Origin of the sequence: Actinoplanes sp. OR16 (assembly GCF_004001265.1) — a bacterium.
Lineage (GTDB): Bacteria > Actinomycetota > Actinomycetes > Mycobacteriales > Micromonosporaceae > Actinoplanes.
In genome coordinates this window covers 8,698,607-8,715,722 of the sequence record NZ_AP019371.1, presented here as the reverse complement: position 1 = coordinate 8,715,722, position 17,116 = coordinate 8,698,607, and the positions used below count along the sequence as shown (strand labels likewise).

At 69.7% G+C, this 17,116-nt stretch carries 14 protein-coding genes; all 14 read left to right on the top strand.

Annotated features, from left to right (window positions below):
* Nucleotides 1-117: 117 nt before the first annotated feature.
* The 14 genes from EP757_RS40105 to pruA all read left to right on the top strand — a co-directional run bounded on the left by EP757_RS40105 (nucleotide 118) and on the right by pruA (nucleotide 17,093).
* Nucleotides 118-1,446 carry a Gfo/Idh/MocA family protein gene (locus EP757_RS40105; RefSeq protein ID WP_127553547.1) on the top strand — a complete coding sequence of 443 codons (1,329 nt, stop codon included), beginning with the start codon at nucleotides 118-120 and terminating at the stop codon, nucleotides 1,444-1,446.
* A complete protein-coding gene (gene uxaC, locus EP757_RS40100; protein WP_127553546.1) occupies nucleotides 1,443-2,843 on the top strand; it encodes a glucuronate isomerase in 1,401 nt (466 codons plus the stop codon). Before EP757_RS40105 ends, uxaC begins: the two co-directional genes overlap by 4 nt.
* Entirely contained in the window at nucleotides 2,840-4,261 is a 1,422-nt protein-coding gene (locus EP757_RS40095) for a mannitol dehydrogenase family protein (RefSeq protein WP_127553545.1), read from the top strand. Before uxaC ends, EP757_RS40095 begins: the two co-directional genes overlap by 4 nt.
* On the top strand, nucleotides 4,258-5,361 hold the full coding sequence (locus EP757_RS40090) for a Gfo/Idh/MocA family protein (protein WP_127553544.1): 1,104 nt from the start codon (nucleotides 4,258-4,260) through the stop codon (nucleotides 5,359-5,361). The genes EP757_RS40095 and EP757_RS40090 overlap by 4 nt, the downstream gene beginning before the upstream one ends.
* Before the next feature lie 13 nt (nucleotides 5,362-5,374).
* Complete coding sequence (locus EP757_RS40085; RefSeq protein ID WP_232050254.1) at nucleotides 5,375-5,710, top strand: cupin domain-containing protein; 336 nt, start codon at nucleotides 5,375-5,377, stop codon at nucleotides 5,708-5,710.
* A gap of 6 nt (nucleotides 5,711-5,716) precedes the next feature.
* On the top strand, nucleotides 5,717-7,078 hold the full coding sequence (locus tag EP757_RS40080) for a polysaccharide lyase family 1 protein (RefSeq protein WP_127553543.1): 1,362 nt from the start codon (nucleotides 5,717-5,719) through the stop codon (nucleotides 7,076-7,078).
* Between the two features lie 1,228 nt (nucleotides 7,079-8,306).
* Entirely contained in the window at nucleotides 8,307-9,467 is a 1,161-nt protein-coding gene (locus tag EP757_RS40075; RefSeq protein WP_232050253.1) for a hypothetical protein, read from the top strand.
* A gap of 140 nt (nucleotides 9,468-9,607) precedes the next feature.
* Nucleotides 9,608-10,267, top strand: coding sequence for a GntR family transcriptional regulator (locus tag EP757_RS40070; protein ID WP_127553541.1), 660 nt, complete (start codon nucleotides 9,608-9,610; stop codon nucleotides 10,265-10,267).
* A gap of 143 nt (nucleotides 10,268-10,410) precedes the next feature.
* Entirely contained in the window at nucleotides 10,411-11,646 is a 1,236-nt protein-coding gene (locus tag EP757_RS40065) for an ABC transporter substrate-binding protein (protein ID WP_160166019.1), read from the top strand.
* 70 nt (nucleotides 11,647-11,716) lie between these two features.
* Entirely contained in the window at nucleotides 11,717-12,994 is a 1,278-nt protein-coding gene (locus tag EP757_RS40060; RefSeq protein WP_160166018.1) for a branched-chain amino acid ABC transporter permease, read from the top strand.
* 8 nt (nucleotides 12,995-13,002) lie between these two features.
* Nucleotides 13,003-13,974, top strand: a complete 972-nt coding sequence (locus tag EP757_RS40055; RefSeq protein ID WP_127553538.1) for a branched-chain amino acid ABC transporter permease — start codon at nucleotides 13,003-13,005, stop codon at nucleotides 13,972-13,974.
* A complete protein-coding gene (locus tag EP757_RS40050; RefSeq protein WP_127553537.1) occupies nucleotides 13,964-14,758 on the top strand; it encodes an ABC transporter ATP-binding protein in 795 nt (264 codons plus the stop codon). The genes EP757_RS40055 and EP757_RS40050 overlap by 11 nt, the downstream gene beginning before the upstream one ends.
* Nucleotides 14,755-15,486: an ABC transporter ATP-binding protein gene (locus EP757_RS40045; RefSeq protein ID WP_232050252.1), complete on the top strand. Its 732-nt coding sequence runs from the start codon at nucleotides 14,755-14,757 to the stop codon at nucleotides 15,484-15,486. The genes EP757_RS40050 and EP757_RS40045 overlap by 4 nt, the downstream gene beginning before the upstream one ends.
* The gene (gene pruA, locus EP757_RS40040) at nucleotides 15,483-17,093 is read left to right on the top strand and encodes an L-glutamate gamma-semialdehyde dehydrogenase (protein ID WP_127553536.1); all 1,611 of its coding nucleotides are present in this window, start codon (nucleotides 15,483-15,485) and stop codon (nucleotides 17,091-17,093) included. Before EP757_RS40045 ends, pruA begins: the two co-directional genes overlap by 4 nt.
* Nucleotides 17,094-17,116: the final 23 nt, after the last annotated feature.

The window sequence follows — 17,116 nt, the reverse complement described above, 5'->3', positions numbered from 1 at the left end:
TGGCGGTGACGTTTCGCAATGCTAATAAAACCGGGCAAATTTGGGCATGACATTGACATCTGTCACGGCGGTCCCGCTAACCTGCTGCAAACGTTTGCCGACAATGGAGGCGACGGAATGCCCCAGTCACCCCGCCGCCGGTACGCCCTCGTGGGCGCCGGCGCCCGGGCCGGCCTGTTCCTCAGGGCCCTGGCCACCGACCACGCCGACGTGGCCGAGCTGGTCGCCCTGGCGGACACGAACCCGGCCCGGCCCGCCGTCCACAACGAACGATTGCGGCGCCTCGGCGCCTCGCCGGTCCCGGTCTACGACGCGGCCGACTTCACCGGCATGCTCAAGCGCGAGCGGGTGGACGTCGCCCTGGTCACGACCGTGGACCGGTACCACGCCGACTACATCGTGGCGGCGATCGAGGCCGGCTGCGACGCGATCACCGAGAAGCCGATGACGGTCGACGCTCCCGGATGCCGCCGGATCCTGGAGGCGGTGAAGCGCACCGGCCGCACGGTCCAGGTCACCTTCAACTACCGCTACAACCCCTTGCACGAGGCGGTGAAGCGGATCATCCAGAGCGGCGAGATCGGGGAGATCGGCTCGGTGCACTTCGAGTGGCTGCTCGACGTGCGGCACGGCGCCGACTACTTCCGCCGCTGGCACCGGGACAAGGCCAACTCGGGCGGCCTGCTCGTGCACAAGGCGAGCCACCACTTCGACCTGGTCAACTGGTGGCTGGACGACGAGCCGGCCGAGGTCTTCGCGGCCGGCCGGCTCTTCTTCTACGGCGATCAGGGGCGCAAGCACGGGTATGCGCGCGACTATGAGCGGGCGCATCTGGCGGATAAGGCAGAGGGCGACCCTTTCGCGCTCAAGCTGGAGGACGAGCCCGGCCTCAAGGAGCTCTATCTCGACACCGAGCACCACGACGGCTACCACCGCGACCAGAACGTCTTCGCGCCCGGCGTGTCCATCGAGGACGATATGGCGGTGCTGGTCCGCTACGCCGGTGGCGCCTCGATGAGCTATCACCTCACGGCCTACGCGCCGTGGGAGGGCTACCGGCTGATGATCAATGGCAGCAGGGGGCGGCTCGAACTCGAGGTCGTGGAGAGCGACCACGTGGCGCCCGCCGCGGCCGGGGCGGTCAAGGGCGAGCCGGGCGCGGAGTCGGCGGCGGAGAGCGGGTTCAAGCGGCTGCTGGTGCGGCCGTACTGGGCGCCGCCGCGCGAAGTGGTCGTCGAGGGGTTGTCCCGTGGCGGGCACGGCGGCGCCGACGTCCGCATGCTGGCCGATCTCGTCGGCGGCTCGGAGGATCCGCTGGCCCGGATGGCGACCGCGACCGACGGCGCCCGGGCCCTGCTCACCGGCCTCGCCGCCAACGAGTCGATCAGGACCGGCACGGCTGTCCGCGTGAAAGACGTACTGAACATCGAGGAGATCATCAGGTGACCCATCTCTTTCCCTCGGACCCGGCGCAGCGGCGGATCGCCGGCGAGCTCTACGCGAGCGTCAAGGACCTGCCGCTGATCAGCCCGCACGGGCACGTCGATCCGGCGCTGCTCGCCGACGACACCCCGTTCCCGGATCCGGCGCGGCTCTTCGTGGTGCCCGACCACTACGTCACCCGGATGCTGGCGAGCCAGGGGATTCCGCAGAGCCGGCTCGGGGTGCCGAGCATCGACGGATCCGAGGTCGAGCAGGACGGCCGGGAGATCTGGCGGCTCCTGGCAGAGAATTGGCATCTGTTCCGGGGGACTCCGTCGCGGTTGTGGACGGAGAAGGTCTTCACTGACGTCTTCGGGATCCAGCGCCCTTTCAACAAGGCCACCGCCGACATCATCTATGACGAGATATCGGACAAGTTGCGCCAGGAGGACTTCCGCCCTCGGGCGCTCTTCACGAGGTTCAACATCGAAGTGCTGGCGACCACCGAGAGCCCGCTCGACGAGCTGACCCACCACGCCAAACTCGCCGCCGACGGCTGGGGCGACCGGGTCATCACCACATTCCGCCCCGACAACCTCGTCGACGTGGAATGGCCCGGCTGGCAGGACCGGGTCGCCGCCCTGGGGGAGCTGACCGGCACGGACGTCGGGACGTACCCCGGCTTCGTGAATGCTCTCCGGAGAAGGAGAGAGCTCTTCATCGCCGCCGGCGCCACCAGCTCCGACCACGGGCATCCGACCGCCGCGACGCTGGTGCTCGACGATGCCGAGGCGGCCGTGCTCTATCGCAAGGCGCTGGGCGGTGGTGCGGACGCCGCCGATGCCGAGGCGTTCCGGGCGCACATGCTCGTCGAGTTCGCGCGGATGTCGCTGGACGACGGCCTGGTGATGCAGCTGCACCCGGGGTCGGTGCGTAATCACGACAGGTCCCTCTATGAACGGCACGGCCGCGATGTCGGAGGCGACATTCCCTCCGCGACCGATTACGTACGCGGCCTCCGCCCCCTCCTCGACGCCTACGGCAACGACCCGCGGCTGCGGATCGTGCTCTACACCCTCGACGAGACCACGTTCACGAGAGAGCTGGCGCCGCTCGCCGGCGGATACCCGGCCCTCTACCTCGGCGCGCCCTGGTGGTTCCTGGACAGCCCGGAGGGCCTGCGCCGATTCCGCGAGGCGGTCACCGAGACGGCCGGCTTCTACAACACGGCCGGGTTCGCCGACGACACCCGCGCGTTCTGCTCGATCCCGGCCCGGCACGACGTGGCCCGCCGGATCGACGCCGGATTCCTGGCCCGGCTGGTCGCCGAGGATCGGCTGCCGCTGGACGAGGCCGCCGAGACGATCGCGGACCTCGCCTACCACCTGCCGAAACGAGTCTTCCGGCTGGACCGGAAATGAAACTGGGCCTCTCCTCCCAGAACGCCCTGCCGATCGCGAGCCGGCCGCTGGTGCGGCCCGGCGAGGTCCGGCCCGGCATCGTCCACCTCGGGCTGGGCGCGTTCCACCGGGCACATCAGGCCGTCTACACCGAGTCGGCGGTGGCCGCGTCCGGCGGGAACTGGGGGATCGTCGGGGTCGCGCCGCGCTCCCGGGAGATCGTGGACCGGCTGCGGGAACAGGATCAGCTGTACAGCGTGCTCACCGTGGGCTCCGGCGAACGGGATCACGTGCGCGCGGTCGGCATCCTGGCGGGACTCGCTCACGCGGCCGGTGATCCGTACGGGGTGGTGGCCGCCGTCGCCGATCCGGGCATCCGGATCGTCTCCCTCACCGTGACCGAGAAGGCCTACCAGCCGCCGGCGGACCTCAGCGCCCAGGTGACCGGCAAGGCGCCACCGGTGTCGGTGCCGGCCCTGCTGGCCCGGGGGATCCTCGCCCGCCACGGCGCGCCGCTGACCGTGCTCTGCTGCGACAACCTGCAGGGCAACGGGCCCCGGGTGCGGTCCCTGGTCGCCGAGACCTTGGAGCACGCGGGCGCGGAACTGCCGGACACCGTCGCCTTCCCGTCCACCATGGTCGATCGGATCGTTCCGGCCACCAGCGCTGATCATCGCCGGCGGGCGGCCCTCGCGCTCGGCGCCGACGACGCCGTCCCGGTAGCCGCCGAACCCTTCACCCAGTGGGTGATCGAGGATCGCTTCCCCGGCGGGCGGCCGGACTGGGCGGCGGCCGGCGCGATCCTCACCACCGACGTGACCCCGTGGGAGACGCTCAAGCTGCGGGCTCTCAACGCCGTGCACTCGGCGCTGGCGTACCTGGGCGCGCTGGCCGGCCGCGAGCTGATCGCCGACGCCCTCGAACTCCCCGGCATGACCGGAGTCCTGCGCCGATTCCTCGCCGACGAGGTGACGCCGGCCGTCACCCCGCCGCCCGGCACGACGGTCACCGGCTACGGCGCGACGGTCCTGACGCGCTTCGCGAACCGCGAACTCGGCCACCGCACCCTCCAGGTGGCGATGGACGGCACCCAGAAACTGCCGCACCGCCTGCTCGGCACCGTCCAGGACCTGCGCGATCAGGGTGGGACGCCCTGCTGGGCGGGGCTGTTCCTGGCCGCTTGGATGCGCTTCGCGCGGGGGTACGCCGACAGCGGCGCGCCGCTACCCCTCGACGACCCCATGGCCTCCCGCATCCGGGAGTCGCTGTCGGCCGTCCCGGACACCCCGAACGGCGTGACCAGCGCGCTGCTCGGCCTGACCGAGGTGTTCCCGCCCTCGCTGGCCGGCGACGACGTGCTGCGCCGCGAAGTGGTCCGGTGGTACTCGTCGCTGGACCGGCACGGCGCCGAGGCCACCATCCGGGAGGCGGGCGCATGACCCCGCGTGTCGCGCTCGTCGGCGCCGGTGGACACGGGCTCTCGCATCGCCGCACGCTGCAGCGACTCGCCGACGAGGGCCGGATCGCGGTGGCCGGGCTGTGCGACCGGCAGCCGTTCGGCCCGGACCCGTCGGCGCCCCTGGACGGCGTGCCGTTCTTCACCGATCACACGACGCTGCTCGCCACCGTCCACCCGGACGTCGTGGTGATCTGCACCCCGCCGCACACCCACCTGCCGATCGCCCTCGACGTGCTCGCTGCCGGCGCCGACCTGCTGCTGGAGAAGCCGCCGGTGACGTCGTCCGGGGAACACCGTGAGCTGGCGGCGGCCGTGGAGAGCACCGGTCGGCTCTGCCAGGTCGGTTTCCAGGCGCTCGGGTCGGCGGCCCTCGCCGCGCTCATCGCCGCGGATCTCGCCGGGCCGATCGGGGTCTTCGGGGCCTGGTGGCGGCCGGACACCTACTACACCCGGGCGCCCTGGGCCGGGCGGCGGCTCGTCGACGGCCGCCCGGTCTTCGACGGCGCCCTGGTCAACCCGTTCGCGCATGCGCTCATGCAGGCGCTCGTCATCGCCGGACCCGCGTACCGGCCGGCTCTGCTGGAGTTGGAGGCGTACCGGACCCGGGACATCGCCACCGACGACACCACGTTCCTGCGGGTGACCGGAGCGGACGGCCGGCAGATCACGGTGGGGGTGACGCTCGCATCGGCGGTCTTCCTGGCCGGCGAGATCCAGGTCGGCGGCGCGGCCCTGGAGTACCCGACCGACCGCCTGCGGCTGCCCGGCTCGGATCTCATCGCGGTGCCGGGGCGTACCGGGCTGCTCGAGAACCTGCTCGATCACCGCGCGGATCCGGCGGTCCCGCTGCTGGCGCCCCTGCGCCGGACCGCGCTCTTCACTGCCATGGGCGAGGCGATCGTACGCTCCGCGCCCCCGCTCGAGATCGCTCCGAAATGGCTCGCCCCGCACCCCTCGGGCGGCGGATCGGTGCTCCCCGGCATCGACGAACTGGTCCGGCAGGTCGCCGCCACCGGCGAACTGCCCTCCGAGATCGGCGTCCCGTGGGCGGGCCGTCCCCAACTCCTGCGCCTTTCATGAATGGAGGAAGATCGTGCGCAAATTAGCCGTGAAGGAATTGCAGGACCACCATCGCGGTCCCACGTTCACCAGCGTTCTCCCCGGGCACGTCGTGCAGCGCGGCGGATTCCGGGTCTACGCCCAGCCGCAGTTCCGCACCCACGACGAACCGGGCCGGCACGTGCATTCCGTGCCCGAGGTCTTCGTCATCATCCAGGGCAGCGGCGCCATCGAGATCGAGGGCGCCGAGGTGGACGAGTTCGAGGCCGGCGAGGCGATCGTGTTCGAGCCGGGCGAGGACCACCACCTGATCAGCCGGGGCCCCGACCCGCTGGTCTTCACCTGGATGCACCTGGAACCGGTCGAGTAGGCCACGATGCGCTCCCGGATAGTTCTCTCCGCGACTCTCGGCCTGATCCTCGCCGCCACCGCCGCCGCCGTCCCCGCCTCTTCCGCCGCCGCCGTCCTCGCCTCTTCCGCCGCCGCCTCCGCTTCCGCCGCCGCCGCCGTCCCCGCCGGGGCTCGGGCGGTGCTACCCGCGAACGACGGATGGGCCGCTGCCACCAGCGGAACCACCGGCGGCGCGGCGGCCGACGACGCGCACGTCTTCGTCGTCCGTACCCGGGCCGAACTCGCCGCGGCCCTGGCCGGCGGCACCGACCCGACACCCCGGATCGTGCTGATCTCGGGCACGATCCGCGCCAACACCGACGACGCCGGCAACGCGCTGACCTGCGCCGACTACGCCGACCCGGCTTACTCGCTGGACGCCTACCTGGCTGCCTACGACCCGGCCGTCTGGGGCACCGCCACCCGCCCGACCGGCCCGCTCGAAGAAGCCCGGGTACGGTCCGCCCGCAACCAGGCCGCCCGGATCCAGCTGAGGGTCGGCCCGAACACCACGATCTACGGCCTGCCGAACGCCCGGCTGGTCGGCGCCAACCTGCTGGTCCAGAACGTCGACAATGTCATCATCCGCAACCTGCGCCTGGAGGACGCCGCCGACTGTTTCCCGGCCTGGGACCCGACCGACGGCTCGGCCGGCAACTGGAACTCGGCCTACGACCTGATCACCCTCACCGGCGCCACCCACGTCTGGGCCGATCACAACACGCTGAGCGACGGCGACAACGTCGACGCGACGCAGCCGCTCTACTTCGGGCGGCCCTATCAGGTGCACGACGGCGCCCTCGACGTGATCCGCGCGTCCGACTACGTCACGGTCTCCTGGAACACTTTCCAGGAACACGACAAGACGATGCTGATCGGCTCCACGAACACGGTCGGCGCCGACGCCGGAAAACTGCGCGTCACGATTCACCACAACAAGTTCGCCAATGTGGGCCAGCGGGTGCCACGCGTGCGATTCGGTCAGGTGGACGTCTACAACAATTACTATTACCTGACCGATGAGGACGATTATTCGTACTCCTGGGGTGTCGGGGTCTACTCGGCCATCTACGCGGAGAACAACTTCCTGCTCCGCAGCGCCGACATCAGCCTGGACGACTTCGTCTACGACTGGGGCGGCACCGCGATGACCGAGATCGGCACGCTGACCAGGGTCGGCACCGGCCCGATCCGCCCGGTCAGCCTCCTCGCGGAGTACAACGCGACCCACGACCCGGATCTCGGCACCGACGCGGGCTGGACCCCCACCCTGCGAGCGGCGCCGCCCACCCCGTCCGCCGCGGTCCCCGCAACGGTGAACGCCGGCGCCGGAGCCGGCCGCATCTGACGAATCCACCACCGCACCACACGATGTGAGCGCACACGCACCGGTCGCGTGTGCGCTCACCGCCGTCCTGAGGGCGGCCACCGCACACGCCGCGATTCTGAGGCGGTGAGCGCACGCGTGGCTGTTCGAGGGCGGTCAGCGCATGCGCCGTGTGTCTTTGTGTGCGCTGGCCGCCGTGCCCGGGGGTGGGCGCAGGTGCTGTGGTTTCGGGGCGGTCAGCGCACACGCATCTGGTTGCGTGTGCGTTGGCGGCCGTTCCCGGGGCGGTTGCCGCACGCGCGGCGATTCTGAGGCGGTGAGCGCACGCGTGGCTGTTCGAGGGCGGTCAGCGCACACGCACCGGTCGCGTGTGCGCTCACCGCCGTCCTGAGGGCGGCCACCGCACACGCCGCGATTCTGAGGCGGTGAGCGCACGCGTGGCTGTTCGAGGGCGGTCAGTGCACGCGCCGTGTGTCTTTGTGTGCGCTGGCCGCCGTGTCCGGGGGGGTGGGTGCACGGGCTGCGGTTTCGGGGCGGTCAGCGCACACGCACCGGTCGCGTGTGCGCTCACCGCCGTCCTGAGGGCGGCCACCGCACGCGCCGCGATTCTGAGGCGGTGAGTGCACGCGTGGCTGTTCGAGGGCGGTCAGTGCATGCGCCGTGTGTCTTTGTGTGCGCTGGCCGCCGTGTCCGGGGGGGTGGGTGCACGGGCTGCGGTTTCGGGGCGGTCAGCGCACACGCACCGGTCGCGTGTGCGCTCACCGCCGTCCTGAGGGCGGCCACCGCACACGCCGCGATTCTGAGGCGGTGAGCGCACGCGTGGCTGTTCGAGGGCGGTCAGCGCACACGCCGGATGCCTTTGTGTGCGCTGGCCGCTGTTCGAGGGCGGTGAACGCACGCGCGGGTTGGTTTGGTGTGCGCTGGGCGCTGTTCTTGAGGAGGGCTGGGGGCTTCAGGGCCAGAGGGCTGGGGCTTCAGGGCCGGGGACGCGGTGGGATTCGGTGGTGGAGATGCAGAGGATGCGGCAGTGGAGGCGTTGGTGCTGGTCATGGGGGTGGAGGGTGATCGGAAACGGTCAAGGTTTCTTAAGAGCGCAGGGGTCAGAACCTTAAGTTTCTCTTTATTTCGATCCCTCTTGGGAGCGTTCCCGTATGGACCGATCGAGACGGCGGTTCGACAGGAAGGCACGAAGATGAGGCGCTACCGGAGCAACGGCGGAACGAACGCTCGGCAGTGGAAGGTGGCCGGCGTGGCGGTTGTCGCGGTGGCCATGGTCGGAGTCGGACTCGGCGTGGCGGCTGCGGCCGACGGCGCGGTGCCGACGGTGAACTGCCCGGGCGTGAAGATCAACGTGGCGGTGCCGGCTTCGGCGCAGGCGGAGATCACGCGGAATCTTCAGCTGCTGAACACGCAGATCCAGGAGGCGAACGCCCGGATCGTCAGCACGCAGGGTCAGGGTGGCGCCAACTTCATCCAGAACGCGATCCTCGGCCCGCTGAAGGACAAGCGGTTCGCGACGATCAACCGGATGGAGACGGCGATCGGGCGTACCGCCGCGAAGCCGAACCTGAACGCCGAAGGCCTGTCCACGTGCGGCCTGAACGCGAACGGAGGCGCCTCCGCGGCGCAGCCGACGGCCGTTCCCACCGCCGCGGCCGGCGACAACGCGGGCGGCGGCAACACGGGCGGCGGCAACACGGGCGGGGACAACGGCGGTAACGCCGCGGCGGGCGTGCCCACCGTGAACTGCCCGGCCGTGAACATCGGCGTGGCCGTCCCGGCGCAGGCGAAGGCCGAAGTGGAGCGGAACCTCGCACTGCTGAACACGCAGATCCAGGAGGCGAACGCCCGGATCGTCAGCACGCAGGGTCAGGGTGGCGCCAACTTCATCCAGAACGCGATCCTCGGCCCGCTGGAGGACAAGCGGTTCGCGACGATCAACCGGATCGAGACGGCGATCGGCCGCAACGCCGCCAAGCCGAACCTGAACGCCGAGGGCCTCTCGCCGTGCAGCCTGAACCAGAACGGCGGCAACTCCGCGGCCCAGCCGACCGCCGTCGCCACCGCCGGCCCCGGCAACGCGGGCGGCGACAACGGCGGTAACGCCGCGGCGGGCGTGCCCACCGTGAACTGCCCGGCCGTGAACATCGGCGTGGCGATCCCGGCGCAGGCCGCCGCCGAGGTGGCCCGCAACCTGGAGCTGCTGCAGACCCAGATCAACGAGGCGAACGCCCGGATCGTCAGCACGCAGGGTCAGGGTGGCGCCAACTTCATCCAGAACGCGATCCTCGGCCCGCTGCAGGGCAAGCGGTTCTCCGCGATCAACCGGATCGAGACGGCGATCGGCCGCAACGCCGCCAAGCCGAACCTGAACGCCGAGGGTCTCTCGCCCTGCACCCTGAACGAGTGAACTGACGTTTCGTGAACAGCCCGGTCACCCTGGTGACCGGGCTGTCGTGCGTTCTGTGAGCGGTCGCACTATCCATCAACCTTGATCAGCCACCTACACTTCGGTGCACACCGCCGAGGACATGACTTAAGGACCGTGCCGTGGTACTCCCGAAGAGCCTGCAGCCCGCCCCGGTCGACGGGGTCCAGTTCGCTGCGGACAAGGCGTACCAGCAGTTGCGTGACGCGATCCTGGACGGCGACATCGCCCCGAACCGGCGGCTCGTCGAGGAGGAGCTGGCGGCGTCGCTGGAGGTGAGCCGCACCCCGGTCCGTGAGGCCCTGCTCCGGCTGGCGCAGGAAGGCCTGGTCGCCCGGGTCCGCGGCTGGGTCGTCCGCGATCATTCGCCGCAGGAGGCGCTGCAGATCGTCGAGGCCCGGGCCGCCGTGGAGAGCGCCGCTGCGCGCCTGGCCGCCGAGCACATCACCGCCGAGGATCTGAAGCAGCTGACCCGGATCGCCGACGCGATCGACCGGCCGGGGTCGACGGCGAAGGAGCTGAACCGGCTCAACCGGCAGTTCCACGGCCTGGTCACGGCGGCCTGCGGCAACCCGCTGCTGGTGCAGTTCGCGCAGCGGACGAACATCAGCCACTGGTCGCTGAGCGCCACCTGGCTGATGTCGGCGAAGGATGCCGCTCAGGTCAACGCCGAGCACCGGCAGATGATCGACGCCCTGTCGCGGCGGGACGGCGTAGCCGTGGAGAGCCTGGTGCGCGCGCACATCGGCCGTACCCAGCTGATCTTGAAGCAAGCCGCCTGAACCCAGCCTGACCAGCATCTGAGCCCGGAGGCCCTCGGCCTCCGGGCTTTCGTTACCTCTTTGTAATCGGCTCTGTATACGGTGCCGCATACAAGATCGGCGAGACTCTGGTGCACCGATCGGTATCCGCTAAGGAGTGCAACGTGACTGCTGTCAGTCGTGGACTCATAACCACCCTCGTCACCGGCGGCCTGGTGGTCGCTCTCACCGCCTGCTCCTCGTCGAACAGCGAGGCCCCCGAGGAGGCGGGAACGACCGCGGCCGCCGCGAGCGGACCGCTGAAGGTCGGCGCGATCCTGCCGCACACCGCCTACGCCGGCGCCGGCGAAGCCCTGGTCAGCGCGGTCGACGTGGCGGCCGAGGACATCAACGCGGCCGGCGGCGTGAACGGCAGCGCCATCGAGCTCAAGCAGGTCGACTCCACCGACAACAACGACACCGCGGTCCAGGCCGTGGACAGCCTGATCACCTCGGGTTCCAACGTGGTGATCGGCGCCTACGGCTCGGGTATGTCCGGGGCCATCGTCGGTAAGATCACCGAGTCCGGCGCGGTCCAGATCTCCGGATCGAACACCTCGTCGAGCCTCACCGGCATCAACCCGCTCTACTTCCGCACCGCGCCGACCGACGCTCTCGAAGCCGCCAAGCTGGCCGACCTCGTGGTGCAGGACGGGCACGCGTCCGCGGCGATCATCGCGCAGAACGACGCGTGGGGTCAGGCGTTCCAGAAGTCGATGGTCGAGGCGTTCGAGGCGGCCGGCGTCGAGGTCGTGGCGCAGCAGCAGTTCAACACCACCGACACCGACTACAGCGCGCAGGTCGACGCGGTCGTCGCGGCCAAGCCCGAGTCGGTCGTGCTGCTCTCCTACGCCTCCTACTCCGGCAGCATGATCGAGTCGCTGGTCGGCACCCACGGGTTCACCGACAAGAACCTCTACCTGTCGAACTCGACGCTCGGCAAGTACACGATCAAGCCGTCGCTGCTCAAGGGCCTGCGCGGCTTCCTGGCCGGTCCGGACCCGGCGGTCGAGGCGGACTTCGAGAAGAAGCTGCTGGCGAAGAACCCGGACCTCACGTCGTTCGCGTACGCCGGTTCCACGTACGACGCCGTCGTGGTCAGCGCGCTCGCCGCGATCGCCGCGAAGTCGAACGACGGCAAGGCGATCGCCGGGAAGCTGGCCGAGGTCTCCGGCGGCGCCGAGGGCTCGACCAAGTGCACGACGTTCAAGGAGTGCGCCGACCTGCTCGCCGCCGGCAAGGCGGTCGACTACGACGGCCTCAGCGGTGGCCTGAAGTTCGCCTCGAACAACGACGTCACCGAGACCGCCTACCAGCTCTACGTCTACGACGACAAGGGCTCGTACGCCGTAGCCCCGTAACCAGATGAGGACCGACGGTGGTCCCGGCGATGGTGCCGGGACCACCGCTGACGACAAGGAAAACCCTCAAGTGATACCGAGCAAAGCCATCCGGTGGCTTCTGGCGGTGCTGGCACTGGCGTGCGTGATCATGCTGCCCTCGCCCGCCTCGGCAGCGCCCGCCGGCGAGTGGGGCTTCCGGGGCCTGCTGCGGGACGGCGGGAAACAGCCGGTCAGCGGCGCCGTGGTGGAGATCCGGGACGGCGACCAGGTCGTCGGCACCGACACCACCGACGAGAAGGGCCGCTGGGGAGTCATCCCGGTGTCCGGACCCGGCACCTACACGCTGACCATCGACACCACGGCGGCCGGCGGCCACTTCGCCGGCGACGAGTACGAGGTGGAGAAGGAACTGGTCGACTCGCCGACCACGCTGCCCGTGCTGAACGTCGTCGTCTCCACGACCGAGAGCAGCCAGCAGGTCGCGAGCTTCACCGACCGGCTCGCCCAGCGCGCGGTCTCCGGCTTCAACCTGGGACTGCTCATCGCCATCGCGGCGATCGGGCTCTCGCTGGTCTTCGGCACCTCGCGGTTCACCAACTTCGCGCACGGCGAGAGCGTCACCTTCGGCGGCCTGATGGGCTTCGTCTTCGCGCACGTCGCCGGACTGCCGCTGCTGGTGGCCGCGGCCCTCGCGACGATCCTCGGCGGCGTCTTCGGCTGGGCGCAGGACGTCACGCTGTGGCGCCCGCTGCGCCGCAAGGGCGTCTCGCTGATCACCCTCATGATCGCCAGCATCGGCATCAGCATGGCGATCCGCAGCCTCATGCAGTTCTTCTTCGGCAACGCGTCGCGCGGCATGACCGAGGAGAGCTGGGGCACGGTGACGATCGGGCCGGTCGTCATGCCGGCCACCAGTTACGCGAGCATGGGGATCAGCATCCTGGTGCTGACCGCGGTCGGGCTCTGGCTCAAGTACGGCCGGATCGGCACTGCGACCCGGGCCATCGCGAACAACGCGGCCCTCGCGGCGACCAGCGGTGTCGGCGTCGACAAGGTCACCCGGATCGTCTGGGTCCTGGCCGGCGCGCTCGCGGCGCTCTCCGGCGTGCTGCTCGGCGTCTTCAACCAGGTCTCCTTCGACATGGGCTTCAACCTGCTGCTGCTGATGTTCGCCGGGGTGATCCTGGGCGGTCTCGGCACGTCGTTCGGCACGCTCGCCGGCTCGATCATCGTGGGTGTCTGCACCGAGGTGCTGGTGCTCTGGATCCCCGCCGACATGAAGTACGTCGGTGGCCTCGCGGTGCTGGTCATCGTGCTGCTGGTCCGGCCGCAGGGCATCTTCGGCCGCCGTGAGCGGATCGGTTAGGGGTCGGCATGGACATCATCTGGAACTCGCTGCGCGAGCTCATCACCCCGACCACGGCGGCGTACGCGCTGGCGGCCATCGGTCTCAACGTCCACTTCGGCTTCACCGGCCTGCTCAATTTCGGCCAGGCCGGGTTCGTGGCGATCGGCGCGTACGGCTTCGCGATCTCGGTGATGACCTTCGGGTTCTCCACGCCGCTCGCGATCGCGGTGACGCTGGTGCTGGCCGCCGGGTACGCGCTGCTGCTCGGCATCCCCACCCTGCGTCTCCGGGCCGACTACCTCGCGATCGTGACCATCGCGGCCGCCGAGATCATCCGGTTCGCGCTGAACTCGAGCGCGTTCGCGCGGTGGACCGGCGGCGCCAACGGCCTCTACAACGAGTACTCGGGATGGCTGAAGGACTCCAACCCGTACCCGGAGGGGGTCCTGACCCTCGGCCCGTGGACCTTCGGCAGCAACGACCTGTGGATCGCCACCGTCGACTGGATCGTCGTGCTACTCACCGCCGGCGCCATCTATCTGCTGGTCGGCAGCCCGTGGGGGCGGGTGCTCAAGGGCATCCGCGAGGACGAGCACGCCATGCTCAGCCTCGGTAAGAACGTCAACCTCTACAAACTCCAGGCCCTGGTGATCGGCGGGGTGATCGGTGCCGCCGCGGGCATCCTCTACGTGCAGCCGACGTCGGTGCAGCCGTTCGACTTCGGCACCCGGATGACCTTCAACATGTACACGATGCTGATCCTCGGCGGCGCCGCCACGGTCTTCGGCCCGATCCTCGGCTCGATGATCTTCTGGGTGGTCATGCGCTTCACCGACGAGCTGGTGAACATCGGCGTCGAGCACGGGCTCTTCGAGAACGTCACCCAGGGCAGCCAGCTGCGCTTCTTCCTGGTCGGTGTGGCGCTGGTGCTGCTCGTGGTGTTCCGCCCGCAGGGCATCCTCGGAAACCGGACGGAGCTGAGCTTCGATGCGCGATGACGCCATTCTGATCGCCGACCGCGTCCACCGGCACTTCGCCGGGGTCACCGCCGTCGACGTCGACCACGTCGAGATCCCGCGGGGCAAGATCACCGCGCTGATCGGGCCGAACGGCGCCGGGAAGACCACCTTCTTCAATCTGCTGACCGGATTCGACAAGCCGCAGACGGGAGAGTGGACGTTCGACGGGACTCCTGTCGCGGGGCTTCCGTCGTACAAGATCGCTCGCTTGGGAATGGTCCGGACCTTCCAGCTGACCAAGGTCCTCGGGCGGCTCACCGTCCTGGAGAACATGCTGCTGGGCTCCAAGGAGCAGAAGGGCGAGCGACTCCGGCCCTCTCTCTGGAGGAGACGGGAGAAATCCGATCAGGCCCGTGCGCTCGAGATCTTGGAGCGGTTCAAGCTCGCGGCCAAGGCGCAGGACTACGCCGCGAGCCTCTCCGGCGGCCAGCGCAAGCTTCTGGAGATGGCCCGCGCGATCATGAACGAGCCGTCGATGGTCATGCTCGACGAGCCGATGGCCGGCGTGAACCCGGCGCTCACCCAGTCGCTGCTGGAGCACATCAAGGGCCTGAAGGACCACGGCATGACCGTGCTCTTCGTCGAGCACGACATGCACATGGTCCGGTACGTCGCGGACCACGTCGTGGTGATGGCCGAGGGCCGGATCATCGCCGAGGGGATGCCCGGCGAGGTGCTGTCGTCGACCGCCGTCGTCGACGCCTATCTCGGCGCGCATCACGACACCGACCTGCGTCAGCTGATCCGGGAGATGGAATCGTGATCGTCGAAGTGAAGGGCCTGGTCGGCGGCTACCTGCCGGGCATCAACATCCTCAACGGGTGTGACCTGACCGCCGATTCCGGCGAGCTCGTCGGCATCCTCGGCCCGAACGGCGCCGGCAAGTCGACGCTGCTCAAGGCGATCTTCGGGATGGTGAGGATCCGCGGCGGGCAGGTGCTGATCGCCGGTGAGGACGTCACCGGCGTCAGCGCCGAGAAGCTGGTCGCCCGGGGCGTCGGCTTCGTGCCGCAGAGCAGCAACGTCTTCACCGACCTGACCATCCGGGAGAACCTGGAGATCGGGATCTTCCAGCGTCCCAAGGAGTTCACGGCTCGCCTCGCCGCGGTCTGCGACCTCTTCCCGGACCTCACCGCGCGGCTCAAGCAGAAGGCCGGCTCGCTCTCCGGCGGCCAGCGGCAGACCCTCGCGATGGCCCGGGCGCTCATGACGAACCCGTCGGTGCTGCTGCTCGACGAACCGTCCGCGGGTCTCTCGCCGCAGCGTCAGGACGAGGTGTTCCTGCACGCGCACCGCATCAAGAAGTCCGGCGTCGCAGTGATCATGGTGGAGCAGAACGCCCGCCGCTGCCTGCAGATCTGCGACCGCGCGTACGTGCTGGACCAGGGCCGCAACGCCCACACCGGCACCGGCGAAGAGCTCATGCACGACCCCAAGGTGATCGAGCTCTATCTCGGCACCCTGGCTACCGATGTGGAGAAGGAACAATGAACGTGCCCACCCCGATCAACGAGCCGGTGCGCGGCTATGCCCCCGGTTCCGCGGAACGCCTCACCCTGCAGAAGAGGATCGCCGAGCTGGCCGGGGAGACCGCCGAGCTGACCTCCACCATCGGAGGCACGTCCCGGATGGCGGGCGGCTCCTCCGTGAACGTCGTCCAGCCGCACCACCACGCCCAGGTGCTCGGCGTGACCCGCAACGCCACGCACGCCGACGCCTCCGCCGCCGTCTCGGCCGCCATCGATGCCGCCCCGGCCTGGCGTGAGCTGCCGTTCGAGGCCCGGGCCGCGGTCTTCCTCAAGGCCGCCGACCTGGCCGCCGGTCCGTGGCGGGACACCCTCAACGCCGCCACCATGCTGGGCCAGTCGAAGACCGCGCAGCAGGCGGAGATCGACGCGGCCTGCGAGCTGGTCGACTTCCTGCGGTTCAACGTGCACTTCGCGCGGGGGATCCTGGAGCAGCAGCCGATCTCGTCGCCGGGCGTCTGGAACCGGGTCGACCACCGGCCCCTCGAAGGCTTCGTCTACGCGATCACGCCGTTCAACTTCACGGCGATCGCGGGCAATCTGCCCTCCGCGCCGGCGCTGATGGGCAACACGGTCATCTGGAAGCCGTCCGTCACGCAGCAGCTTGCCGCGCACTACACGATGCGGTTGTTCGAGGCCGCCGGTCTGCCGGCCGGCGTGATCAACATGGTGACCGGGGATGGGCTGGCGGTGTCCGATGTGGCGCTCACGCATCCTGATCTCGCCGGGATCCACTTCACCGGTTCCACTCCGACGTTCCAGAAGTTGTGGTCGACCGTGGGGGCGAATATCTCGACATATCGCTCATATCCCCGTTTGGTGGGTGAGACCGGCGGCAAGGATTTCGTGCTCGCGCATCCGTCGGCTGACGTCGACTCGTTGGTCACGGCTCTGGTCCGGGGCGCCTTCGAGTTCCAGGGGCAGAAGTGCTCGGCTGCCTCTCGGGCCTACATCCCGCGGTCGCTGTGGGAGGGTGGCGTCCGGGACGGGCTCGTCGCAGCGACCGAGTCCCTGACCTATGGCGACGTCTCGGACTTCTCCCACTTCGGCGGGGCGGTGATCGACAGCCGTGCCTTCGCCCGGCACGCCGCCGCGCTGTCGCGCGCCGCGGCCGCACCTCACTGCACGATTCTCGCCGGCGGCACGTGCGACGACAGCATCGGCTATTTCGTACGGCCGACCGTCATCGAGTGTGACGATCCCTCGGACGAGGTGTTCACGACCGAATACTTCGGGCCGATCCTCGCGGTGCACGTCTACGACTCCCTCGACGAGGTCGTCGGGCTGGTCGACACGGCCAGCCCGTACGCGCTGACCGGGGCGATCTTCGCTCAGGACCGGGGAGCGCTGGAGGACCTCGGCCGTCGCCTCCGGTTCACGGCCGGGAACATGTACTACAACGACAAGCCGACCGGCGCCGTCGTCGGCCAGCAGCCGTTCGGCGGCGGCCGGGCCTCGGGCACCAACGACAAGGCCGGGTCGTGGCACAACCTGGTGCGCTGGACGTCGCCGCGGACCATCAAGGAGACGTTCGTGCCGCCGACCTCGCACGAGTATCCGCACATGGGCTGAGGTCCTGCCGCCCTCACCGGCGG

Bases quoted from the DNA above. Each gene is read 5' to 3' on its own strand.
- EP757_RS40090 (WP_127553544.1), top strand. From the start codon at position 4,258: ATGACCCCGCGTGTCGCGCTCGTCGGCGCCGGTGGACACGGGCTCTCG.
- EP757_RS40095 (WP_127553545.1), top strand. From the start codon at position 2,840: ATGAAACTGGGCCTCTCCTCCCAGAACGCCCTGCCGATCGCGAGCCGG.
- EP757_RS40105 (WP_127553547.1), top strand. From the start codon at position 118: ATGCCCCAGTCACCCCGCCGCCGGTACGCCCTCGTGGGCGCCGGCGCC.
- EP757_RS40055 (WP_127553538.1), top strand. From the start codon at position 13,003: ATGGACATCATCTGGAACTCGCTGCGCGAGCTCATCACCCCGACCACG.
- EP757_RS40050 (WP_127553537.1), top strand. From the start codon at position 13,964: ATGCGCGATGACGCCATTCTGATCGCCGACCGCGTCCACCGGCACTTC.
- pruA (WP_127553536.1), top strand. From the start codon at position 15,483: ATGAACGTGCCCACCCCGATCAACGAGCCGGTGCGCGGCTATGCCCCC.
- EP757_RS40080 (WP_127553543.1), top strand. From the start codon at position 5,717: ATGCGCTCCCGGATAGTTCTCTCCGCGACTCTCGGCCTGATCCTCGCC.